20 protein-coding genes are annotated in these 21,303 nt (G+C 73.9%); 5 read left to right on the top strand and 15 right to left on the bottom strand.

The genetic code is table 11. From position 1 onward, the window contains the following. Positions 1-2: 2 nt before the first annotated feature. Positions 3-287, top strand: a complete 285-nt coding sequence (locus tag AB0C87_RS15820; RefSeq protein ID WP_353833234.1) for a phosphopantetheine-binding protein — start codon at positions 3-5, stop codon at positions 285-287. A 1-nt stretch (position 288) separates the two neighbouring features. After that, entirely contained in the window at positions 289-1,638 is a 1,350-nt protein-coding gene (locus AB0C87_RS15815; RefSeq protein ID WP_353833233.1) for a TrpB-like pyridoxal phosphate-dependent enzyme, read from the top strand. A gap of 72 nt (positions 1,639-1,710) precedes the next feature. On the opposite strand, the gene AB0C87_RS15810 is transcribed toward AB0C87_RS15815, so the two are convergent. From AB0C87_RS15810 to AB0C87_RS15745, 14 genes are all read right to left on the bottom strand, one after another. Beyond that, positions 1,711-3,303: a sialidase family protein gene (locus tag AB0C87_RS15810; RefSeq protein WP_360578095.1), complete on the bottom strand. Its 1,593-nt coding sequence runs from the start codon at positions 3,301-3,303 to the stop codon at positions 1,711-1,713. Between the two features lie 57 nt (positions 3,304-3,360). Beyond that, positions 3,361-4,485 (bottom strand): alanine racemase, encoded by a 1,125-nt coding sequence (locus tag AB0C87_RS15805; protein WP_353833231.1) that lies wholly within the window; start codon positions 4,483-4,485, stop codon positions 3,361-3,363. Further along, positions 4,482-5,309 (bottom strand): amidohydrolase family protein, encoded by an 828-nt coding sequence (locus AB0C87_RS15800; RefSeq protein WP_353833230.1) that lies wholly within the window; start codon positions 5,307-5,309, stop codon positions 4,482-4,484. Before AB0C87_RS15800 ends, AB0C87_RS15805 begins: the two co-directional genes overlap by 4 nt. Continuing rightward, the gene (locus tag AB0C87_RS15795) at positions 5,306-6,208 is read right to left on the bottom strand and encodes an IclR family transcriptional regulator (RefSeq protein WP_345181449.1); all 903 of its coding nucleotides are present in this window, start codon (positions 6,206-6,208) and stop codon (positions 5,306-5,308) included. The genes AB0C87_RS15800 and AB0C87_RS15795 overlap by 4 nt, the downstream gene beginning before the upstream one ends. Positions 6,209-6,240: 32 nt before the next feature. Further along, positions 6,241-7,791 (bottom strand): D-aminoacylase, encoded by a 1,551-nt coding sequence (locus AB0C87_RS15790; protein ID WP_360578091.1) that lies wholly within the window; start codon positions 7,789-7,791, stop codon positions 6,241-6,243. Then, positions 7,788-8,276, bottom strand: a complete 489-nt coding sequence (locus tag AB0C87_RS15785) for a RidA family protein (RefSeq protein ID WP_345181454.1) — start codon at positions 8,274-8,276, stop codon at positions 7,788-7,790. The genes AB0C87_RS15790 and AB0C87_RS15785 overlap by 4 nt, the downstream gene beginning before the upstream one ends. A gap of 37 nt (positions 8,277-8,313) precedes the next feature. Next, the gene (locus AB0C87_RS15780) at positions 8,314-9,306 is read right to left on the bottom strand and encodes an oligopeptide/dipeptide ABC transporter ATP-binding protein (protein WP_360578089.1); all 993 of its coding nucleotides are present in this window, start codon (positions 9,304-9,306) and stop codon (positions 8,314-8,316) included. Next, positions 9,303-10,361 carry an ABC transporter ATP-binding protein gene (locus AB0C87_RS15775; RefSeq protein ID WP_360578087.1) on the bottom strand — a complete coding sequence of 353 codons (1,059 nt, stop codon included), beginning with the start codon at positions 10,359-10,361 and terminating at the stop codon, positions 9,303-9,305. Before AB0C87_RS15775 ends, AB0C87_RS15780 begins: the two co-directional genes overlap by 4 nt. Then, positions 10,358-11,308, bottom strand: coding sequence for an ABC transporter permease (locus AB0C87_RS15770; protein ID WP_360578086.1), 951 nt, complete (start codon positions 11,306-11,308; stop codon positions 10,358-10,360). The genes AB0C87_RS15775 and AB0C87_RS15770 overlap by 4 nt, the downstream gene beginning before the upstream one ends. Beyond that, positions 11,305-12,264, bottom strand: a complete 960-nt coding sequence (locus AB0C87_RS15765; protein WP_345181465.1) for an ABC transporter permease — start codon at positions 12,262-12,264, stop codon at positions 11,305-11,307. The genes AB0C87_RS15770 and AB0C87_RS15765 overlap by 4 nt, the downstream gene beginning before the upstream one ends. A 62-nt stretch (positions 12,265-12,326) precedes the next feature. After that, entirely contained in the window at positions 12,327-13,964 is a 1,638-nt protein-coding gene (locus AB0C87_RS15760) for an ABC transporter substrate-binding protein (RefSeq protein ID WP_353835765.1), read from the bottom strand. Between the two features lie 52 nt (positions 13,965-14,016). Further along, on the bottom strand, positions 14,017-14,883 hold the full coding sequence (locus AB0C87_RS15755) for a fumarylacetoacetate hydrolase family protein (RefSeq protein ID WP_360578083.1): 867 nt from the start codon (positions 14,881-14,883) through the stop codon (positions 14,017-14,019). Between the two features lie 3 nt (positions 14,884-14,886). Next, positions 14,887-15,810 (bottom strand): Gfo/Idh/MocA family oxidoreductase, encoded by a 924-nt coding sequence (locus AB0C87_RS15750; RefSeq protein ID WP_360578082.1) that lies wholly within the window; start codon positions 15,808-15,810, stop codon positions 14,887-14,889. Continuing rightward, on the bottom strand, positions 15,810-16,832 hold the full coding sequence (locus AB0C87_RS15745) for a Gfo/Idh/MocA family oxidoreductase (RefSeq protein WP_360578080.1): 1,023 nt from the start codon (positions 16,830-16,832) through the stop codon (positions 15,810-15,812). Before AB0C87_RS15745 ends, AB0C87_RS15750 begins: the two co-directional genes overlap by 1 nt. A gap of 177 nt (positions 16,833-17,009) precedes the next feature. Between AB0C87_RS15745 and AB0C87_RS15740 the strand changes: the two genes are divergently transcribed. Further along, a complete protein-coding gene (locus AB0C87_RS15740) occupies positions 17,010-18,341 on the top strand; it encodes an aminotransferase class III-fold pyridoxal phosphate-dependent enzyme (RefSeq protein WP_353835489.1) in 1,332 nt (443 codons plus the stop codon). Here the strand turns inward: AB0C87_RS15740 and AB0C87_RS15735 are convergent. Next, positions 18,338-19,246 carry a hydroxymethylglutaryl-CoA lyase gene (locus AB0C87_RS15735; protein ID WP_345181483.1) on the bottom strand — a complete coding sequence of 303 codons (909 nt, stop codon included), beginning with the start codon at positions 19,244-19,246 and terminating at the stop codon, positions 18,338-18,340. The two genes, AB0C87_RS15740 and AB0C87_RS15735, sit on opposite strands and share 4 nt — an antisense overlap. A 112-nt stretch (positions 19,247-19,358) precedes the next feature. Here AB0C87_RS15735 and AB0C87_RS15730 point away from each other — a divergent pair, with 112 nt between their 5' ends. Then, positions 19,359-20,060: a GntR family transcriptional regulator gene (locus AB0C87_RS15730; protein ID WP_360578078.1), complete on the top strand. Its 702-nt coding sequence runs from the start codon at positions 19,359-19,361 to the stop codon at positions 20,058-20,060. Continuing rightward, positions 20,061-21,284 carry a CoA transferase gene (locus AB0C87_RS15725; protein WP_353835487.1) on the top strand — a complete coding sequence of 408 codons (1,224 nt, stop codon included), beginning with the start codon at positions 20,061-20,063 and terminating at the stop codon, positions 21,282-21,284. The last annotated feature ends 19 nt before the right edge of the window (positions 21,285-21,303 follow it).

Raw genomic sequence — 21,303 nt, 5'->3', positions numbered from 1 at the left:
CCATGGATCGTGCCAGCAACGCGGATCTGTCGGCGCAGATCAAGAGCATCATGATCCGCGTTCTCGATCTGGACGTCGCCCCCGAACGCCTGGACGACACGGTCTCGCTCTACTCGCCGGTCGTGGGCATGGACTCCCTGAGCCTGCTGCACACCCTCGTGGAGATCGAGAAAGAGTTCGGCATCGAGATCGACGACGAGGACGTGATGCTCGCCGAACTGAGGAACGTGGGAAGCCTTGTCGACATGATCAGCGGAATCATCGGCGCGGAGGGCGGAAAAGCGTAACATGCGCGATGTTTTCGAACTGGACCGTGACCGCGTTCCCACGCACTGGTACAACATCCTCGCCGACCTTCCGATCGAGGTGCCCCCGGCACGGCCGGCGCCGCCGAGGAACGGCGGTTCGGCGCCGCTGCAGCCGCAACTGCCGTTGTCGATGTACCGCCAGAGCATCGGCCGTGAGCGCTACGTCGAGATACCCGGCCCCGTTCGATCGGAGTACCAGCGCTGGCGCCCGACACCCCTTTTCCGGGCGTCCAGGCTGGAGAAGGCCCTCGACACCCCGGCGCACATCTATTTCAAGTACGAAGGCACCAGTCCGTCCGGCAGCCACAAGATAAACACCGCGCTGGCACAGGCCTATTACTACGGCAGGTCCGGCGTCAGGGAGATGGTGACGGGGACCGGCGCCGGCCAGTGGGGCACCGCGCTCGCGATGGCCTGCCACCCGTACGGGATGGCCTGCACCGTGTTCATGGTGCGGTCCAGCTACGAGCAGAAGCCGTACCGGGGCACGCTGATGCGGTTGAACGGCGCCGAGGTCGTCCCGAGCCCCAGCACGAGGACGGAGGTGGGCAGGGCCGCCCTGCGCGCCGACCCGGATTCGCCGGGCACCCTCGGGATCGCCAACGCCGAGGCGATCGAGTACGCCAACGGCCGGAAGGAGGCGCGGTTCTCGATCGGCAGCGGAGAGAACCACGTCCTCATGCACCAGACGGTCATCGGCGAGGAGGCCCTGCTGCAGATGGAGCTGGCCGGCGAGTTCCCCGACGTCGTGATCGGCGCGATGGGGGCGGGCAGCAATTTCGCCGGGCTGACCTTCCCCTTCTACCGGGCGGCGCTGGCGGAGAACAGCGGGACGCGGTTCCTGGCGGTGGAGCCCGACGCGTGCCCCAAGATGACCAGGGGCAGCTACATGCTGGACTACACCGACTACTCCGGTGTGACCCCCGCGGTCAAGATGTACACCCTGGGGCACACGTTCACGGCCTACCACATCCACGCCGGGGGCCTGCGATACCACGGCGCCGCTCCGATCGTCAGCGCCATGTACGACAACGGCATGGTGGAGGCGACCTCCTACTCCCAGACCCGCGTCTTCGAGAGCGGCGCCGCGTTCGCGAAGGCCGAAGGGCTCGTTCCCGCCCCCGAGTCGGCCCACGCCGTCGCCGCCGCGATCGACGAGGCGGTGCGGGCGCGCGACGAGGGCGAGGAGCGGGTCGTCCTGGTCGGACTCAGCGGCCATGGACTGCTGGACCTCGGCGCCTACGAGAGCCACCTCTCCGGACAGACCGTCGACGTCGCTCCCACCGACGAGGAGATCAAGGCGTCCCTGCGCCTCATCGAATCGCTGTGACGGACGTCGGCACGCCACCGGTGGTGACGTGCCGACCTGGCTCCCCGCCTTCGTCCCGTCGGGACGTGCGGGTCAGGGAGCGGCGGGGGCGCGGACGCCCAGCTCGGCCAGGACGGCCGCGCCGCTGGACCGGGTGATCTCGACCTGGACCCTGTCGACCGGGGCGCCGGCGTCGACGCGGAACCAGGTGAGGTCGTCTCCCCAGCGCACGCGGTAGTCGAGGTCGCCGACCGCGTGCCACGCGCCGTCCGAGGCGGTCCGGACCTTGATCTGCGCCGCTTCGGCGTGGCCCGGCTTGAGCGCCATGCCGGCCTCGGCGACCCGGGTCGGCTCGTCGAACGTGATCGTGTACTGGGCCGGGGCCGCCGTGGCCTTCCAGGCGGCGTCGTAGTAGCCGACCACGCCGTCGATCGGCCCGGTGCGCCCCACCTTCGGCTGGCTCGGGGCCGTGTACACGAGGTCGGTGTCGATCCCGAGCCGGCCCGCGGCGTGCAGCGCGGCCAGGTCCACGCGGCGCGGGTCCGCCGGCTCGGACCGGATGCCCGCCACATCGACGAAGTCACCGACCAGCTGGCTCCGGTCGGAGTCGAAGCCGAGCACGAGGACCCGGCCGGGAGAGACCTCCGCGACGGCGGGGTTGGCCTGGTCACCGGTCCCGGAGTCGTACACCAGCTCGCGCGGCGCACCCGTCCACGGCCGGTCGGGGTGCCGCAGGACGGCGCCGACGGTTCCTCGGCGGTTGGTGAAGTGCCCCGACAGGTCGCCGTAGGCGAGGAAGACGTCGCCGTTCCGCAGGACCTCGGTGTGGGCCGAGGAGGTCACCAGGTCGATCTCGGCCGGGGGCGTCCAGGTGCGGCCGCCGTCGCGCGACCAGGACTCCTGGGAATGGACCGCGCCCATCGTGGAGGCTCCCGTGCCGATGCGCAGCAGGGCGTGGACGGTCCCGTCGCGCAGGACGGTGAGCACGGGCTCCTGGTAGTGCGTACCCTGCGCGGACGCGATCAGCGACTCGGTGCCCGCGTGCCAGGACGCGCCGCCGTCCAGGCTGCGCACGACGGTGGCGCGCTGCCAGCGGTCGTCGGGGACCGTGCCGTAGAGGGGGAGGATCAGCTCGCCGGAGGGCAGCTCCTTGATCTGGCCGTGGCTCGCCGCCCATCCCAGCTCGTAGGTGTCGACGATGTCGGACTCGCCGCTCATCGAGGTCCGCACCGCCGCGGGCTCGGACCAGCTGGCCCCGCCGTCGTCGCTGTGCCGGACGAACACGCCCATCGGCTCGGGGGGCGCGACCGAGTAGTCGATCTGGAACCAGCTCAGCAGGAGCCTGCCCGAGCGGAGCTGGGTGATCATCGGGTCGCGGTCGTCGTACGGGGAGTCGTGGACGGCCTCGGGCGGCGACCAGGTGCGGCCGCCGTCCCGGCTGTCGAGCATCACCAGCCGGCCGTCCTGCCCGGTGTGCCCGGCCCCCTCCCGCGCCACCGCGACGAGGGACCCGTCGCCGAGCCGCTCCATGTTCGGGAAATGCAGCTTCTTGCCCGGCGCCGCCTGGGCGACGATCACGTCGGGACGGTCCGGAGCCGAGGGGGTGGACGGGCTCGCGTGCGCCACGGCGCCCGGAAGCCCCAGCGCGAGCAGGGCGCCCATGGCGATGGAGATACCTCGATGCATTCGCATGGCTCCCGGATAGAACACGGAATATCATTCCATGTCAATGTTCGAATTCCGTTAATGGCGCGCCCGGATCGGCTGGCGTTCGGCGGCGCGGTCGCCGTCCACGAAGTACAGCGCGCTCCACATGTTGGTCGTGCCGCAGGCGTGGTTGGGGACGACGCGCAGCAGGTCGCCCACGCGCAGGCCGGCTGTTCCGGGCCCGGTGAGGTAGCCGTGCTCCTCGTTGCCGCCGGTGAACTCCACTCCGTCCAGCGGGGCGCCCGCGGCGTCGCAGACGACGCCCAGCGTTCCGGCGGTCGCGACGGAGTCGGAGCTCATCGCCTTGATCCCCGCGTCGATGATGACGGTCCCGGGGCGCTGGGCGCTGGTGACGCGGGTCAGCACGGTCTGCGCGCACTGGTCGATCCCGGCGCTGCCCAGGCCGACCTGGTTGGCGTCGTAGTAGACGTAGGTGCCGGGGCGCGCCTCGGTGACCCCCGCGGCGAACGGCGCGGACGTGGCGCCGGGGGTCGAGCCGACCGAGACCAGGGGGCACTCGTGCCCGGCGGTGCGCAACGCCTCGGCGACCTGCGCCAGCGTGCGTCCGGCGAGGTCGCCCGCCGCCTCCAGCCCCGGGCGGTCGGGACCGTGCGCGGCGAGGTGCCCCTCATGGGTGAGGACGCCCCGCATCTCCAGAGCGGGCAGCGCGGAGAGCGCGCCCGCGGTCTCGACGGCCTTGCCGGGATCGACGCCCGCCCGGTGCAGGCCCGTGTCGACCTCCAGGACGAACGGGACGGTGACCCCGCTGGAGGAGGCCGCGTCCGACAGCGGCCCGGCGGCCTCCTGCGAGTCGAGCGCGATGGTCAGCCCGCCCCGGGCCAGGGCCTGGACGGCGAAGGCCACCTTGGCGGGCCCCACCGGTTGGTGCGCCCACAGGACGTCCTCGACGCCCGCGTCCTGCAGGAGCCCGACCTCGGCGGGCGTGGCGCAGGTGAACCCTGTCGCGCCGTGGGCGAGCTGGCGGCGCGCGACCGCGAGGCATTTCGACGTCTTGAAATGGGGCCGCAGCGCGATCCCGGCGGCCCCGATCGAGCTCGCCATGGCGGCCAGGTTGGCCTCCATGCGGGCCCGGTCGACGAGCAGCGCGGGTGTCGGAAGGGCGTCCAGGGGCAGCCCGCCGGGCGGGAGGTCCGGGTTCATGCCAGTCCCATCCGGGGCCGCGGGTCCCCGTCCAGCAGCCACTCGACGGTCTCCTTCTTGATCTCGGGGAAGCCGGAGGGGCGCTGCCCGGCCATCTCGCGCAGCCCCGCGACGGCCTCGGCGGGCGTCCACAGCGGGAAGTCGGAGCCGAAGACGAGCCTGTCGACCACGTCCCACTCCTGGGCGCGGGCCAGCGCCAGATAGCCGTCCATGGGACGGGCCCAGCACGCCGACACGTCGGAGAAGACCCGGCGGTTCTTGCGCAGGGTCACGATCGTCTCGCGCTGCCAGGGGTGCCCGAGGTGCGCGATGATCTGGACGAGGCCGGGGTGGCGGCGCGCGACGTCGTCCACGACCAGGGGGTTGCTGACCGACAGGTCGCCCGCCGGGCTCGGCGTGGCGCCCATGTGCCACAGGACGACGAGCCCGGCGTCGGCCGCGGCCCGGTAGAACGGGTCGTAGGCGGTGTCGCGCGGGTCGAACAGGGCCAGCACCGGATACAGCTTGATGCCGCGCAGCCCGCGCGCGACGCCGTCGGCGAGCTGGTCGAGCACGTCGGGGTCGGTGGGGTCGAGCGCCATGAACCCGATCGTGTCCGTGGCGGTCTCCGCGCAGAACCGCTCGGTGTACTCGTTCGGGGTGAGGACCCCGGCGGCCGTGGCGCGGATGCCGAACACGCACGCCGCGGTCACGTCCGCCATGGCGCGGTCGTAGTCGGCGGCAGTGAACTCGTGGGCTCCCCGCCCGTAGACGGGTCTCCAGTGGTGCTCCCACTCGTGGCCCCAGTGCTCGGGCCGCTGGCAGTGGGTATGGAAGTCGATCAAGCATCCTCCCGGGTGCTGGGCGCGCCGGAGCGCAGGGACGAGCGCAGGTACTCCAGGGCCGCGACGACGTCGGCGTCGGCCGCGAGGTCCGCCGCCGCGGCCCGCAGGCCCTCCAGGTAGTCGGCGCGGCGGTCGCCGTCGAACTCGGCGGACGGCCCCGACACGCTGAGGGCGGCCACGCAGTCGCCGCCCACCTCGACGGGCACGGCGACGCAGCGGAGCCCGACGCTGCCCTCGTTGTCGTCGAGGGCGTGGCCGCGCTCGGCCGTGGCCCGCAGGTCCTCGGCCAGGGCGCTCGCCGTCGTGAGGGTGTGCTCGGTGCGGGCCGGGAACGGCTCGGGCGGCAGGTGCGCGGCGACCTTGGACGGGTCGAGCCGGGCGAGCAGCATCTTGCCGAGCCCGGTGCAGTGGGCGGCGTCGCGGGTGCCCGGCATGGTGTGGAACCGGATCGGCCGGTCGGGCTCGCGGACGCACACGTGCAGCACCTCCCGGCCGTCCAGCACGCCGAGGTTCGCGGTCTGGCCGGTGGCCTCGGCGACCTTCGCCAGGTGGCCTCCCGCCACCTGGGACAGGTCCAGCCCGGTCAGGTACGCGGTGGACAGCGTCAGGGTCTTGTGGCCGAGCCGGTAGGCGGGCCGCTCGTCGGCGCGGACCACGTAGCCCATCTCCTCCAGCACGCCGAGGAGCCGCACGAGCGTGCTCTTCGGCAGGCCGGTGCCGGCCGAGAAGTCGTTCAGGGTGAGGGCGCCGCCCTGCGCGGCGAGGCGTTCGAGCAGCGCCAGGCCCCGTGCCAGGGCGTTGGCGTGGTAGTTCGCCGCCGCCGGGCGGTCGTCGTCCACGTTGGCGCGGCGGGCCGCGGGCCGCGTGCCGGCGGCTCTCGTCCCTCTGGCTCTGTCCATGGTGCCTCGTCTCTGTTCTGGGGATGCGCGGTTCAGGGGACGCGCAGGATCTCGCCGGGCCGCGCGCCGCCGTGCGCGCCGTCCTCGACGACGGCGCGGCCGCCGACGACGACCGCGCGGATCCCGTCCGGATACCGCTGGGGTGCTGCGAACGTAGCCCGATCGGCGATGCGCGCGGGGTCGAAAACGACGATGTCCCCGTGCGCCCCCGGCCGCAGGACGCCGCGCCCCGCGAGCCCCGCCCGTTCGGCCGGCGCGGACGTGCACCTGCGGACGGCCTCGGCGAGCCCGAGCAGGCCCGGCCGGACGTACGCGGCGAACAGCCGCGGGTAGCAGCCGTAGGAGCGGGGATGCGGCGTGCCGCGCCCGGTCGGCCCGGCGGGGTCGAGGGCCTGGCCGTCGGAGCCGATGACCCCGGCGGGATGGGTGAGCGCGTCGGCGAGGTCGCGTTCGCTGCGGCCTCCCGCCACCATCTGGACGGCGTTGCCGTGCTCGGCGACGAGGTCGAGCACGAGGTCCGGCGGTTCCGTCCCGGCCTCGGCGGCCAGGGCGGTGACGGGGCGCCCCCCGACGGCGATGTCGTCCCAGGAGTTCGGCATGTCCCGCCACCCGTCCCGGACGCGGGCGCGGACGGCACGGCCGTCGAGCCGGGCCCGCATCGCCCGCTCGCCGCCCTCCTGCGCCCACGCGGGCAGCAGCTGCGACAGCGGCGCGTTCCCGGCGAGGTAGGGGTAGATGTCGAAGCCGACGTCCAGCCCTGCGGCCCGCGCGGCGTCGATGAGCTCCAGCGCCCGCGCGACGGAGCCGTGGTTGCGCCGCCCGACCGCGACCAGGTGCGAGATCTGGGTGCGGCAGCCGGTGGCCGCCGCGACCCGCAGCGCCTGCCGCACGGAGTCGAGCAGCCCGTCGGCGTAGTCACGCACATGCCAGGCGAACAGCCGGCCGTGCGCGGCGGCCGTGCGGCCGAGCGCCTCAAGCTCGTCTTCGCGCGCGTAGCAGGCGGGCGCGTAGACCAGGCCGGTGGAGACGCCGGCGGCGCCCGCCGCGAGCGCGTCGCCGAGCAGCCCCCGCATCCGGTCGAGCGCGGCGGCGTCCGCCGGGCGGTCGCCGAACCCGACGGCGGCCGCGCGCAGCGGCGTGTGCGCGACGAGCGCGGCCACGTTCACGGCGGGGCGCGCGGCGTCGAGCGCGGCCAGGTAGCCGGGCAGGTCGGCCCAGTCCCAGCGGACGGACGGGTCCAGGTCGAGGTAGCCGGCGGCGGCGCGCAGCGCCTCCCGGTCGTCTCCGGCGGCGACGGGCGCGACGCCGAGGCCGCAGTTGCCGACCACGACGGTCGTGATCCCCTGCCGGACGGCGCTGTGCGCCTCGGGGGACGACAGGAGGGTCAGGTCGGAATGGGTGTGCACGTCCACGAAACCCGGCGCGACGACGTGACCGGACGCGTCGATCGTCCGGGCCGCGGGGCGCCCGGCCAGGTCGCCGATCCCCGTGACCCGCCCGCCGGTGACGGCGACGTCCGCGCGGACCGGCGCGGCCCCGGTGCCGTCGGCGAGGGTCCCGCCGGCGATGAGCAGATCGATCATGGCGCGGCCGGCTCCGGGCGCAGCCGGAACGTGGCCCCCACCTCGACCGGGCTGCCCGTGGGCAGGGCGGCGACGCCGAGCGCGACCCGCGCGTGCCGCCCGGCGCCGTCACCGAGCACCTCGGTGAACAGGGCCGTCGCGGCGTCGGCCACCAGATGCTGGTCGGTGAACCCGGGCGCGGACGCGACCCACACCGAGACCGCCTCGACATGCGCGACCGCGCCGAGCCCGCCGTCACCGGACAGCTCGTCCCGGACGGCGGTCAGGACGTTGCGGGCGCACTGCCGCGCGCAGGCGCGGGCGGTGTCGAGCGCGACCTCGTCTCCCACGCGGCCCTCGGCGAGCAGCCTTCCGTCGCGGACGGCGACCTGGCCGGAGGCGATCAGGATCTCCCCCGAGCGACGCGCCGCGGCGACGGCCGGGCGCTCCCCCGCGGGCCCCGGGTCCGTGGAGGCGGCGGCCAGGCGCTGGTCGGCGTCGTGCATGGTGACTCCTTCGATGGCGGGTCGGACGGTGGCGGGGTCAGGCGGTGGCCGGTTCGGCGAAGTGGCAGGCGGTCGGATGGCCGGCGCCGGCGTGGGCGACGAGCGGCGGCGTCTCGGTCGCGCAGATGTCGCGCGCCTTCCAGCACCGGGTGCGGAACCGGCAGCCGGAGGGCGGGTCGATCGGGCTCGGCACGTCCCCGGTCAGCATGATCCGCTCGCGTCCGCCGCGGGCGCCGGGACGCGGGCGCGGCACGGCCGACAGGAGCGCCTGCGTGTAGGGGTGCGCGGGACCGCCGAAGATCTCCTCGCGGGTGCCGCGCTCCACGATCGTCCCGAGGTACATCACGGCGATCTCGTGCGAGACGTGCCGCACCACCGACAGGTCGTGCGAGATGAACAGGTACGCCACGCCCAGCTCGCGCTGGAGCTCCCGCAGCGTGTTGACGACCTGCGCCTGGATCGAGACGTCCAGGGCGCTGACCGGCTCGTCCAGCACGAGGACCTTCGGGCCGAGGGCGAGCGCGCGGGCGATCCCGATGCGCTGGCGCTGCCCGCCGGAGAACTCGTGGGCGTACCGGCGGGCGTGCGAGGGCGCGAGCCGCACCATGTCGAGCAGCTCGGCGACCCGCTCGGGTCCCCCGTCCCCGTAGCGGCCCTGGACGCGCAGCGGCTCGGCGACGATGTCGTGCACGGTCATCCGCGGCGACAGCGACGCGTACGGGTCCTGGAACACCAGTTGCAGGTCGCGGCGCAGGGCGCGGAGCTCGGCGCCGCGCGCGCGGGTGACGTCCCGCCCGGCCACGACGATCCGGCCGGCGGTGGGCTCCAGCAGCCGCACCGCCATCCGCCCCGTGGTCGTCTTGCCGCAGCCCGACTCGCCGACGAGGCCGAGCGTCCGCCCGGCGCGCAGGGAGAAGTCGACGCCGTCGACGGCGTGGACGCTGCCGGTCCGCCTGCGCAGCGGCCCCGACCGCACCGGGAAGTGCCTGGTGAGGCCGGTGACGCCGAGCACCTCGTCCGGTCCGGTCATCGGTCGCCTCCCTTCTCCCCGCCGGGCGGGGCCATCTCGTGGTGGAAATGGCAGGCGCTCGCGCGCCCGGGACCGGACTGGGCCGGTTCGGGGCGCTCCACCCGGCAGCGGTCCCGCGCCATCGGACAGCGCGGCGCGAACGCGCACCCCCGCGCGATCTCGCCCGGCGCCGGCGGCGCACCGGGGATCGGTGTCAGCTCGCCGGCGTCGCCGTCCAGCGCGGGCAGGCTCTCCAGCAGCCCCCGCGTGTAGGGGTGCCGGGGCGAGTCGAAGATCGCCTCGACGGGGCCGTGCTCGACGACCCGCCCCGCGTACATCACCGCGACCCGGTCGGCGAGCTCGGCGACCACGCCGAGATCATGGGTGATCAGCACGGTGGCGGCGCCCGTCTCCCGCCGGGTCAGCCGCAGCAGGTCCAGGACCTGGGCCTGGACGGTCACGTCCAGCGCGGTCGTCGGCTCGTCCGCGATCAGCAGGTCGGGGTCGTTGGCGATGGCCATCGCGATCATCGCGCGCTGCCGCATCCCGCCGGAGAACTCGTGCGGGTACTGCTTCAGCCGCCGCTCCGCGCCCGGCACCCCGACCAGGGTCAGCAGCTCGGCGGCGCGCTCGCGCGCCTGCGAGCGGGACATGCCCGGCCGGTGCAGCCGCAGCGCCTCGCGGATCTGCGCGCCGACCGACAGGACGGGGTTCAGCGCGGTCATCGGATCCTGGAAGATCATCGCGATCCGGCCGCCGCGCAGCCGGCGCAGCTCGCGCGGGGGCATCGCGCGCAGGTCGGCCCCGTCGAACACGACGCGTCCCGAGACGACCCGGCCCGGCGGCCTGACCAGCCCGAGCGCGGACATCGCCGTGACGCTCTTGCCCGATCCCGACTCGCCGACCACGCCGAGCGTCTCGCCCGGCGCGACGGTGTACCCGGCGCCGTCCACGGCCCGGACGGTCCCCTCGTCGCCGGCGAACTCGACGACCAGGTCCTCGATCTCCAGCAGCGGGCGTCCGTCCGCGCGCCCCGGGGTCTCCCGCGGGGTCGCCTTCCCAGCGAGCGCGCTCATGTCCGTCCCCCCGGCGTGACGGCGTCGCGGAGCCCGTCCCCGACGAAGTTGACGGCGAGAACCGTCACGGCGATCGCCACGCCCGGCGGTATCCACAGCCACGGCATCGTCTGGATCAGCGTCAGGTTCTGCGCGTCGTTCAGCATGTTCCCCCAGCTCGCCTGCGGCGGCCGCACGCCGAGCCCGAGGAAGGACGCGGTGGTCTCCAGCATGATCGCCTGCGCGACGGCCAGGGTGCCGGTCACGGTGACCGGCGCCAGCGCCGCGGGGACGATGTGCTTGCGGATCAGCCACCACGCGTCCGCCCCGCTCGCCTCGGCCGCCTGGATGTACTCGCGGTCGCGCAGCGACAGCGTCACGCCCCGCACCACTCGGCCCGCGACCGGCCACTGCGTCAGCCCGATGGCGACGATCAGCACGGTCACGCTCGGCCCGACGATCCCGGCGAGCACCAGGATCACCACGACGGTCGGGAACGACATGACGATGTCGGCGATCCGCATGATCACGTTGTCGACCACGCCGCCGAACAGCCCGGACACCGAGCCGAACAGCGTGCCGACCACGACCGCGCCGAGCGCGGCGGCCAGGCCGACCAGCAGCGACACCCGTCCGGCGTGCAGGGTGCGGGCGAACACGTCGCGGCCGGAGGTGTCGGTGCCGAACCAGTGCGCGCCGGACGGGGCCTCGCGGACCGCGTCCAGGTCCACCGCGTTCGGATGCGCGGCGATCAGCGGCGCCAGCAGCGACGCCAGGACGACCGCGCCGAGCACGGCGCTCCCGGCGACGGCGAGGCGGTTGCGGCGGAACCGGCGCACGGCGCGCGCCCGGGGCGAGGCGGAGCCGGCGCGGCCCTCGCCGCCCCGCCCCTTCCCGGGCGGCGCGGCCTTCCCCTGACGGGGCCTTCTCAGCTTCTCGGCCGGCGCGCCGGCGGGCGTCGCGGTCATCGCAGGCTCACTCTCGGGTCGACGACGGCGTACAGCACGTCCGCGATCAGGTTGCAGAGCAGCACCAGCACCGCCACGTACAGCGCGAACCCGACGATCACCGGGTAGTCGTGCTGGCCGATCGAGCTGACCGCGAGCTGCCCCATGCCGGGCCAGGCGAAGACCTGCTCGATCACCACCGCGCCCGCCAGCATCTGCGGGATCTGGTACATCACCACGGTGATCAGCGGGATCAGCGCGTTGCGCAGCGCGTGCCGCAGCACGACGCGGGCCCGGGACGCGCCCTTGGCCTCGGCCGTGCGGACGTAGTCGGCGCCCAGCTCGTCCACCAGGCCGCCCCGCACGTAGCGGGTGAACGGCCCGGCGGTGACGAACGCCAGGATCAGCCCCGGAAGGATCAGGTGCCGGAGCTGGTCGGCGGGGCCGCCGCCGCCCGGAGTGGTCATCCCGGCGGACGGCAGCACGCCCCACTTCAGGGAGAACAGGTAGATCCCGACGATGCCGAGGAAGAACGGCGGCACCGACACCGCGGCCAGGCCGAGGACGGTGGCGCCGTAGTCGACCGCGGTGTTGCGGCGCACCGCGGCGGCGACGCCGAGCGCGATCGACACCGCGAGCGCGACCACCAGGGCGGCGCTCATGAGCTGCAGTGTCGGCCCGACCCGCTCGCCGAGCACCGCCGAGACGGGGCGGTGCCCGACGTAGGAGTAGCCGAAGTCGCCGTGCAGCGCGCCCGAGAGCCAGTGGCCGTACTGGACGACGACGGACCGGTCCAGGCCCAGCTCGTGCCGTTTGGCCTCGATGAAGGCGGCGCCGCCCCCGCGCATCTGCTCGGGGTCGACCATCATGCGGACCGGGTCGCCCGGCGCGACCCGCACCAGTACGAAGATCCCGACGCTGATCAGCAGGAACACGAGCGCGTTCACCAGCAGGCGCCGGACGACATAGGCCGCCACGCCTCACCCCCTCTCGTCGGTGCCGGCCGGGGCCGGGGCGAGCGGCCCCGGCCCCGGGCCGGTCAGCTCAGCTTCCAGTTCGCGAAGTCCCAGGTCCCGACCTCGTTGGTCGGCAGGCCGCACGGCTCGAAGCCCGACAGGCGCGTCCGGTAGGCCCAGACCGCGTCCGGGTTGTAGAGCCACAGGTACGGGACCTGCGCGTTCTCGACCCCGGCGGCCTGCTGGAACAGGCTCGTGCGCTGCGCCGGGTCGGCGACCGCGTCGGCCCGGGACAGCAGGCCGTCCAGCTTCGGGTCGCAGAAGCGGCCGATGTTGCCGCCCGCGGGGTAGCCCTGGTCGCAGGCGTCGATGGTCGCGACGGTGGACGGCTCGGTCGCGTAGTTGCCGCCGCCGAACAACGCCATGTCGAACGACTTCTTCTCGTAGGAGGAGAGCAGCTCGTCCGCCTGCACCTGCTTGAGCTCCACGTTCACGCCGACGGCCTTGAGCTGGCTCTGGATCACCGTCACGGCGGTGTCGCGGTCGCGCTGCCCGGGGATCCACGACAGCGTGACGGGCTTGGAGCCGTCCCAGCCGGCGGCGGCGAGCAGGCTCTTGGCCTTCCCGGGGTCGTAGGCGTAGGCCTCCTTCGCCGACGCGCCGGCGTCCCCGTAGAAGCTGGAGTTCACGACCGTGCCCGCCCCGCCGAGCACCTTGCCGACCAGGCCCTCGCGGTCGATCGCGGTGAGGAGGGCCTGCCGGACGCGCGCGTCCTTGAACCGGCCCTGGGTCTGGTTGAGCGCGATCCGGGTGTAGCCGGGGCTCTTGGCCGAGACCACCTTGACGCCGTCCATCTTCCTGACGGTCGGAAGGTCGGTCGGCGAGACCTGGGTGAGGTCCATCTCGCCGGTGCGCAGCTGCGCGGTGGCCACGTCCGAGGTCACCGGCTTCAGGTACACCTTCTTGATCGACACCGGTTCCCGGAAGTGGGGGTTGGCCTTCAGCTCCACGTACTGGTCGGTCTTGTAGTCGACGAAGGTGAACGCCCCCGAGCCCACGGCCGGCTTGGTGAAGAACCCGTTGTCGCCGAGCCCCTTCGCCGGGACGCCGCCGAGGACGTGCTCCGGCAGGATCGGGGTGCCGCCGATCAGCCCGGGCAGGCCCGCCGCCGGCCGCGTCGTGGTGATCTTCACGGTGGCGGCGTCGGGCGCGGTCACCCCCGCCAGCGAGTCGGCCTTGCCGTCCGCCAGGGCCTTCGCGCCGGTCACCGCGGCGAACTTGCCCGCCTGGGCGCTGCCCGTCGCCGGGTCGGCGAGGGCGGTGTAGGTGAAGACCACGTCCTTGGAGGTGAGCGGCTTGCCGTCGCTCCACTTCAGGCCGGGCTTCAGCTTGAAAGTGATCGTTTTGGCGTCGCCGGACACCTCCGGCGCCGCGGCGGCCAGGTGCGGCTTCAGCCCGTAGGACGCGTCCGCGCCGTACAGCGAGTCGAAGACGAACGACATGACGAGCTGGTCGGGGCCGTTGTTCGGCGCGAGGGGGCTGAACGTCTTCGGCTTCTGGTAGAGGTACATGTTCAGCACGCCGGCATCGCCGCCGGAGGACTTCTGCGTCGGGTCGGAGCTGCAGGCGGCGAGCGCGGCTGCCGCGAGGGCGCCGCCCAGCACGGCCGCGACGGCCCGCCGGGTCGCGCCGGCCGTCGGTCTGCCGGAACGAATGGTCATTGACTTGCCTCTTCTCGGCGGTGGCCGGGAGCGCGCCCGGCCACTGGTCCGCTCAGCGGACGCGGTTCACCAGGCTTCCGAGCCCGCTCACGCGCACGGTCATCTCGTCGCCTGCGGACAGGAACTCCCCCGATGCCAGTCCCACCCCGGACGGCGTGCCCGTGTAGAGCACGTCGCCGGGCTCCAGCGTCATCAGCCGGGACGCGAACGCCACCAGCTCCGCGACGCTGAAGATCATTTGACCGGTGTCGCCGTGCTGCCGGACCCGCCCGTTGACCTCCAGGGTCACCTCGAGCTTCTGCGGGTCGGGCACCTCGTCGGCGGTGACGAGGTAGGGGCCGAGCGCGGCGAACCCGTCGAGCCACTTGCCGTTCAGCCAGTCGAAGAACGCGACCGCCGGGTCGGCGGTGTCGCGCTCGTGGCCGTAGTCCATCCGCCGCGCCGACACGTCGTTGCCGACCGTGTAGCCGGCGACGTGGGCGAGGGCGTCCTCGACGGGGATGTCCCTGCCGCCGCTCCCGATGACCGCGACCAGTTCCGCCTCCCAGTCGACGCTGGGGCTGACGGACGGCAGCGCGATCTCCTCGCCGGGGCCGCTGACGGAGGTGGCGGGCTTGAGGAACAGCCGCGGCGAGATCCGCGCCTTGTCGATCGGCTCCCCGCCCGTCTCGGTCACGTGCTCCTGGTAGTTGGCGGCGACCGCGAGGACCTTGCCGGGACGCAGCAGCGGCGCGAGGAGGGTCACCTCCTCCAGGGCGCGGGCCCGCTCGCCGGACGGCACCGAGCCGGGTCCGCCGCCGGCCAGCGCGGCGACCACGGGTGAGAGGTCCCCGGGCCCGAGGTCGGTGACGCGGCCGCCGTCGACGACCTCGCCGTGGCGGACCGTGCCGTCCGGCAGGCGGTACGTCGCGAACTTCATGGTTCAGACCTCCGGGGAGTCGATCGGCACGGGCGTGCCGAGGGCGAGCGAGCGGGCCGCGGCGCGGGTGACGCGCAGCGCGGCGAGGGCGTCGGCCGGGCCGGCCTCCGGCGGGCGCCCGGTGACGACGGCGGTGTGCAGGGCGGTGAGCATCCGGCCGACGGTGCCGGGGCCGTGCCAGGCGGTGCGGTTGCCCGTCACCGTCCGCAGGGACGCGCCCGGGCGGGCGGCGTCGACGTCCATGACCCCGCCGGACCCGCTGACGCGGTAGCGGTGCAGCGCCATGCCCGGGGCGTCCGCGGTGCCGCGCAGCCGGCCGACGGTGATCGTGCTGGTCAGGCCGTGCTCGTGGTCGAGCAGGAGGACGGTGATCGTGCCGCGCCCGCCGGCCGGCAGGGCGTGCACGCGGCGGACGGCCTGACCCGTGAGGGCCCGCACCACGTCCACGGGGTAGAGGCCGAAGTTGGCGAGCTCCCCGTCCGGGCAGGGGTCGCCGCCGTCGACGAGGAAGTCGGCCTGCACGTTCCAGGGCAGCCCGACGCGTCCCGAGGCGAGCGCCCTTCCGGCGGCCTGGACGGCCGCGCCGAACCGGTGGTGGTGCGCGGGCATGCAGACCAGGCCCGTCTCCGCCGCCACCGCGGCGATCGCCTCGACCCCGGCGACGTCCAGGGCGAGCGGCTTGTCGGCGAGGACGTGGCAGCCGGCGCGCAGGGCCTCGATGACGGTGGCGGCGCGCTCGGCGGGCGGCGCGCACACGGACACGACCTCGGCGCCCGACTCCCGGACGGCCGCCGCGAGGTCGGTGAGCCCGCTCCGCACGACCGTGAACCCGGCGTGCTCGTGGAACGCGGGAAGGTACATGTCGTGCTGGTGGTCCTGGGTCCCGAACCCGCCGGACCCCCAGGGCAGCACCCTCAGCGCGCGCATCAGGGCGCCTCCTTCAGGACGTCGGCGACCCGGACGGGCGCACCGGTCGCGATCGATCGTTCGGCGGCGACGCCCATGGCCACGGCCAGCAGCCCGTCCGCGCCGGTCACGGCCTGCGGGCCTCCGGTGACGGCGTCGGCCCAGGCGCCGATCTGGGCGGCGAAACCGTCGGCGCCGCCGGGCGGGAGCAGGGAGGTTCCCGTCTCGTCGGTGACGGTCCCGGCCTCGCCGTCCCAGGGGAGCGTGAGGATCCCGCCGGTGCCGGCGACCACCACGTCGCGGCGGGCGAGCGAGGTCGGGCGGTGCCCGCGGCTCATCTCGCACACGGCGGTCGCGCCGCCGCTGAACGCGACCGTCATCTCCAGGTAGTCGTGGACGCCGAGTTCGGCGGCGGTCTGGCGGCGGCCGCGCGCGTACACGGTCTCCGGGGTGTCGCCCGTCCACCAGGTGACGAGGTCCAGCAGGTGGACGCCGTTGTGCAGGGCATGGCCGCCGGACCGGACGGGGTCGAGCATCCAGCCGCGCCAGTCCGGCCAGATCCAGCCGCCGAGGATGGACAGCCGGACGAGGTCGACCGTGCCGAGCTCGCCGGAGCGCAGGACGTCCCGGACCGTCCGCGCGTAGTCGTAGTAGCGGTGGCTGTGCGCGGGCATCAGCACCCGCCCGGCCGCGGCGAACGCCTCCACGGCGCGCCGGGCCCCGGCCACCTCGGTCGCGAGCGGCTTCTCGATCAGCAGATGGGCGCCCGCCTCGGCGACCTGGACGGCGATGTCCGCGTGCGTGTCGTTCGGAGTGCACACGACGCAGCCGCCCGCGCCGGTCCCGGCCAGCGCCGCGGCGAGGTCGGTGAAGGCCGGGACGCCGCCGTTGGCGCGGGACGCCGCGGCGGCCCGCGCCGGGTCGACGTCGACCACGCCGACGAGCTCCAGCCGGGGTTCGGCATGGATCGCCGCGGCGTGCTGCGCGGCGATGAAACCGGTGCCGACGACCAGCACCGGAAGCGGCACGGAATGGGATTCCATGCCGACGGATCCTGATCGTCAGACCATTCCCATGTCAAGGGTCGGCCGGAAAAAACCTTGAACTCACCCTGGTCAGAACGAGCCTGATTTCTGGACTGTTGACATGGAACACCTTTCCATGAACTATTCGACCGAACGGCTCCGACTATCTTCGTCAACCACTTGGGGGCTCCCAGAATGACCACCGCCGAGCTGGCCGGGCAGAGATCGCGCGGCGTGGAACTGCTCGCCGCCGCGCGGACCGTGATCCCCGGCGGCGTCAACTCCGCGACCCGCCTGGTCGGCGCGCCGCACGCGCTCACCGCGGCGTCCGGGGCGCATGTCACCGACGCCGACGGCCGCCGCTACCTCGACTACCACGCGGCGTTCGGCGCGATCCTGCTGGGCCACGCCGCGCCCGAGGTGGACGACGCGGTGCGCGCCGCCGTCGGCGGGCTCGACCTGGTCGGCTGGGGCGTCACCGAGACCGAGATCGAGCTCGCCCGGCTGGTCGTCGAGACGATCCCGTCCGCCGAGCAGATGATCTCGGCGATGTCGGGCAGCGAGGCCACGGCGCAGGCGGTCCGGCTGTCCCGGGCCGTCACCGGCCGCCCGCTGATCGTCAAGTTCCAGGGCGGCTTCCACGGCTGGCACGACGCCGTCGCCCGCAACGTGATCTCCGCGCCGGACCGCGCCTACGGCGAGGACCCCCTGTCGCGCGGCATCCTGCCGGAGGCGCTGGACTCCACGCTCATCGCCGAGTTCAACGACCTGGAGTCCGTGCGCGCCCTCTACGAGCGGCATCCGGACCGGATCGCGGCAGTGATCATGGAGCCGATCCCGCACAACGTCGGCGCCCTGGTGCCCGACCGGGAGTTCGTGGAGGGGCTGCGCGCCCTGACCGCCGAGCGGGGCTCCCTGCTGGTCTTCGACGAGGTGATCACCGGCTTCCGCCACGCGCCGGGCGGCTACCAGGAGGTCTGCGGCGTGCTGCCGGACCTGACCACCTTCGGCAAGGCGATGGGCAACGGGTACCCGATCGCCGGCCTCGCCGGACCCCGGCGGCTGATGGAGCGCTTCAGCTCCGCGGGCGGCGACGTGCTGCTGGCCGGGACCTTCAACGGCAACCCGGTCTCCTCCGCGGCGGCCATCGCCACCATCACCTACCTGCGCGACCACCCGGACTTCTACCAGCGCACCCACGCCCTCGGCGACCGTGTGCGCGCCGGGCTCACCGACATCTGCGCGGAACTGGGCATCGCGGGGACCGCGGCGGGCTTCGGCGGCGTGTTCGCCCTCTACTTCACCGAGGGCCCGATCCGCGGCTACCGCGACCTCATGCGCAACAACGACGCCGCCTACGTGGCGTTCCACCGCCGCATGACCGACCGCGGCTTCCTGATGCTCCCCCTGTCGCTCAAGCGCAACCACATCTCCGCCGCCCACACGGCGGAGGACATCGACCGCACGCTCGAAGCGGCCCGCGACGTCCTCCGCACGATCCGCGACGACGGCCTGCTCGCCCCCTAGCCGTCCCGCACCGCCGCTCCGGCGGGGAACGGACCCGCGCGGCCGAGCAGGGCCGGGACCGGCCTGCCGAGGCGGTCGCCGAGCCAGGCCGCCGTCCCGGCGACCGCGGACATCGAGACGCCGGTGTCGACGCCCGAGCGGTCCAGGGCGTACAGCAGGTCCTCGGTGGCGATGTTGCCGGTGGCGGCGGGCGCGAACGGGCAGCCTCCGAAGCCGCCGGCGCTGGCGTCCAGGGCGCTCGCCCCGCAGTCGAGCGCGGTGAGGGCGTTGGCGTAGCCGGTGTTGCGGGTGTTGTGGAAGTGGCAGCGCAGCGGCACGCCGGGGGCGATCTCCGCGGCGCCCGTCAGCAGCGCACGGACCTGGGCGGGGACGCCGACACCGATCGTGTCGGCCACGGCGATCTCGTCGGGCCCGCTCTCGGCGACCCGCCGGACCAGGTCGAGCACGCGGTCCGCGGGGACCTCGCCCTCGAAGGGGCAGCCGAAGGCCGCGGCGATCGTGACGGTGCGGCGGACGCCGGCGGCGCCGGCGTCCGCGGCGATGGCGGCCCAGGCGGCGACACCCTCCTCGACCGTGCAGCCCTGGTTGCGCCGGCTGAACTCGTCGGTGGCCACCACGACGACGTTGATCTCGTCCACTCCGGCGGCGAGCGCGCGGTCGAGCCCGCGCCGGTTGAGGACGAGCCCCGCGTAGCTGACGCCGTCCGGCCTGGGGAGCCGCTCCATCACCGCCTCGGCGTCGGCCATCTGCGGGACCCGCTTCGGGTTCACGAAGCTCACGGCCTCGATCCGCCGCAGGCCCGCCGCGACGCTGCGCTCGATGAGCCGCACCTTGTCGGCGGTCGCGAGGATCGCCGACTCGTTCTGCAGCCCGTCCCGGGGCGCCACCTCGATGATCTCGACCATGAGCATCCTTTGTATGCAATCCAGAGCCATCTGCAGGATTGTCCTGGGAAGTCTCTTGTGTCAAGGCTCACGTTCTGTCTATCTTGCATGCAATCGACCGGAGGAGGTTCGGATGGTCCGTGCCGTGGACCGTGTCTACACACGGCTGCGCGCCGACATCCTCGACGGCGTCCACCCACCCGGGGCGCGCCTCGGCGAGGCCGAGCTGGCCGAGGCCACCGGCTCCAGCAGGACGCCCGTCCGGGAGGCGCTGCGGCGGCTGGAGGTCGAGGGCCTGGTGGAGGTGCTGCCGCACCGCGGCGCGCGGGTCCCGGACTGGACGGCCGAAGACCTGGAGGAGATCTACGACCTGCGGATGCTGCTGGAGAGCGCCGCCGCGCGGCGCGCCGCCGCCCGCGTCACCGACGCCGACGTGGACCGGATGGACGAGCTGTGCCGCCTGATGGAGGCCGCCGTCGAGCCGGGCGCCGGCCAGGACCTGGACCGGGTCGCCGAGCTCAACGCCGAGTTCCACGACATCGTCCGCGCCGCCGCCGCCAGCGGCCGGCTCGTGTCCATGCTCAACGCGGTGGTGCAGCTCCCGCTCGTGATGCGGACCTTCCACCGCTACTCCCCCGCCGACCTGGCCCGCAGTTCCGCCCACCACCGCGAGCTGGCCGCCGCGCTGCGCGCCCGGGACGGGACGTGGGCCGAGTCGGTGATGCGGGCGCACGTGCTCGCCGCCAAGGCGGTGCTGCTGCGCGCCGCCCCTGCCCCGGACGACCGGAACGACCGGAACGACCGGAACGACCACACGGAAACGAGGACCGGGTAGATGTCAACGCACGACGGCGCCGCGCCGGACGCCAGGGGCCCGCTCGCCGACCTGCGCGTCGTGGAGATGGGGCAGCTGCTCGCCGGACCGTTCTGCGGCCAGCTGCTCGGCGACTTCGGCGCGGAGGTGATCAAGCTGGAGTCGCCCGGCGCCGGCGATCCGATGCGCCAGTGGGGCCGCGAGAAGCCGCACGGCAAGTCCCTGTGGTGGCCGGTGGTCGCCCGCAACAAGAAGTCGGTGACCTGCGACCTGCGCACCCCCGAGGGGCAGGACCTCGCCCGGCGGATCATCGGGCGCGCCGACATCGTGGTCGAGAACTTCCGCCCCGGCACGCTGGAGCGCTGGGGGATGGACTTCGACCGGCTCCGCGAAACGAACCCCGGACTGATCCTGGTGCGCGTGTCCGGGTTCGGGCAGACCGGCCCCTACGCGCCCCGGGCCGGATACGGGTCGATCGGCGAGGCGATGGGCGGGATCCGCTACGTCACCGGCGACCCCGGCGGCGCGCCCGCCCGCGCCGGTATCTCGCTGGGCGACTCGCTGGCGGCGGTGTTCGCCACCATCGGCGCGCTCGTCGCCGTCCACCGCAGGCACGCCACCGGACGCGGCCAGGTCGTCGACTCGGCGATCTACGAGGCGGTGCTGGCGATGATGGAGTCGCTGCTGCCCGAGTGGGCGGTCGCCGGGTACCAGCGCGAGCGGACCGGGTCCGTGCTGCCCAACGTCTCGCCCAGCAACGTCTACCCGACCGCGTCGGGCGAGATGATCCTCATCGCCGCCAACCAGGACACCGTGTTCGGACGACTCGCCGCGACGATGGGGCGGCCCGAGCTGAGCGCCGATCCCCGGTTCGCCGGGCACGCCGACCGGGGCCGGAACATGGCCGAGCTGGACGAGATCATCTCGGCCTGGTCGGCCGGGATCGGGACCGGGGAGCTGCTGGAGCGGCTGCACGCCGGCGGCGTCCCGGCCGGCCGCATCTACACCGCCAAGGACATGTTCGACGATCCCCACTTCGCCGCCCGGGAGGCCATCGTGCGCCTCGTCCACCCGGACTTCGGCGAGCTCCCGATGCACAACGCGTTCCCCAGGCTCAGCGAGACCCCGGGGTCGGTCCGCCGGCCCGGACCCGGGCTCGGCGAGCACAACCGGGAGGTCTACGGCGGCCTCCTCGACCTACCAGAAGACGAGATCGCCGCGCTGTCGCAGCGCGGCGTCATCTGAGCACAGCACCGGGAGAGCA

This window comes from Actinomadura sp. NPDC048021, from assembly GCF_040653135.1.
In the GTDB taxonomy this organism is placed as follows: Bacteria; Actinomycetota; Actinomycetes; order Streptosporangiales; family Streptosporangiaceae; genus Spirillospora; species Spirillospora verrucosospora.
Note: the sequence above shows the minus strand (reverse complement) of the source record. Positions and strands in the feature narration are given on the sequence as shown.

Excerpts from the sequence above, each read along its gene's own strand:
- AB0C87_RS15820 (WP_353833234.1), top strand. The coding sequence starts at position 3 with ATGGATCGTGCCAGCAACGCGGATCTGTCGGCGCAGATCAAGAGCATC.
- AB0C87_RS15815 (WP_353833233.1), top strand. The coding sequence starts at position 289 with ATGCGCGATGTTTTCGAACTGGACCGTGACCGCGTTCCCACGCACTGG.
- AB0C87_RS15785 (WP_345181454.1), bottom strand. The coding sequence starts at position 8,276 with ATGCACGACGCCGACCAGCGCCTGGCCGCCGCCTCCACGGACCCGGGG.
- AB0C87_RS15740 (WP_353835489.1), top strand. The coding sequence starts at position 17,010 with ATGACCACCGCCGAGCTGGCCGGGCAGAGATCGCGCGGCGTGGAACTG.
- AB0C87_RS15790 (WP_360578091.1), bottom strand. The coding sequence starts at position 7,791 with ATGATCGATCTGCTCATCGCCGGCGGGACCCTCGCCGACGGCACCGGG.
- AB0C87_RS15755 (WP_360578083.1), bottom strand. The coding sequence starts at position 14,883 with ATGAAGTTCGCGACGTACCGCCTGCCGGACGGCACGGTCCGCCACGGC.
- AB0C87_RS15745 (WP_360578080.1), bottom strand. The coding sequence starts at position 16,832 with ATGGAATCCCATTCCGTGCCGCTTCCGGTGCTGGTCGTCGGCACCGGT.
- AB0C87_RS15795 (WP_345181449.1), bottom strand. The coding sequence starts at position 6,208 with ATGGACAGAGCCAGAGGGACGAGAGCCGCCGGCACGCGGCCCGCGGCC.
- AB0C87_RS15725 (WP_353835487.1), top strand. The coding sequence starts at position 20,061 with ATGTCAACGCACGACGGCGCCGCGCCGGACGCCAGGGGCCCGCTCGCC.
- AB0C87_RS15810 (WP_360578095.1), bottom strand. The coding sequence starts at position 3,303 with ATGCATCGAGGTATCTCCATCGCCATGGGCGCCCTGCTCGCGCTGGGG.
- AB0C87_RS15730 (WP_360578078.1), top strand. The coding sequence starts at position 19,359 with ATGGTCCGTGCCGTGGACCGTGTCTACACACGGCTGCGCGCCGACATC.
- AB0C87_RS15735 (WP_345181483.1), bottom strand. The coding sequence starts at position 19,246 with ATGGTCGAGATCATCGAGGTGGCGCCCCGGGACGGGCTGCAGAACGAG.
- AB0C87_RS15760 (WP_353835765.1), bottom strand. The coding sequence starts at position 13,964 with ATGACCATTCGTTCCGGCAGACCGACGGCCGGCGCGACCCGGCGGGCC.
- AB0C87_RS15750 (WP_360578082.1), bottom strand. The coding sequence starts at position 15,810 with ATGCGCGCGCTGAGGGTGCTGCCCTGGGGGTCCGGCGGGTTCGGGACC.
- AB0C87_RS15775 (WP_360578087.1), bottom strand. The coding sequence starts at position 10,361 with ATGAGCGCGCTCGCTGGGAAGGCGACCCCGCGGGAGACCCCGGGGCGC.
- AB0C87_RS15780 (WP_360578089.1), bottom strand. The coding sequence starts at position 9,306 with ATGACCGGACCGGACGAGGTGCTCGGCGTCACCGGCCTCACCAGGCAC.
- AB0C87_RS15805 (WP_353833231.1), bottom strand. The coding sequence starts at position 4,485 with ATGAACCCGGACCTCCCGCCCGGCGGGCTGCCCCTGGACGCCCTTCCG.
- AB0C87_RS15770 (WP_360578086.1), bottom strand. The coding sequence starts at position 11,308 with ATGACCGCGACGCCCGCCGGCGCGCCGGCCGAGAAGCTGAGAAGGCCC.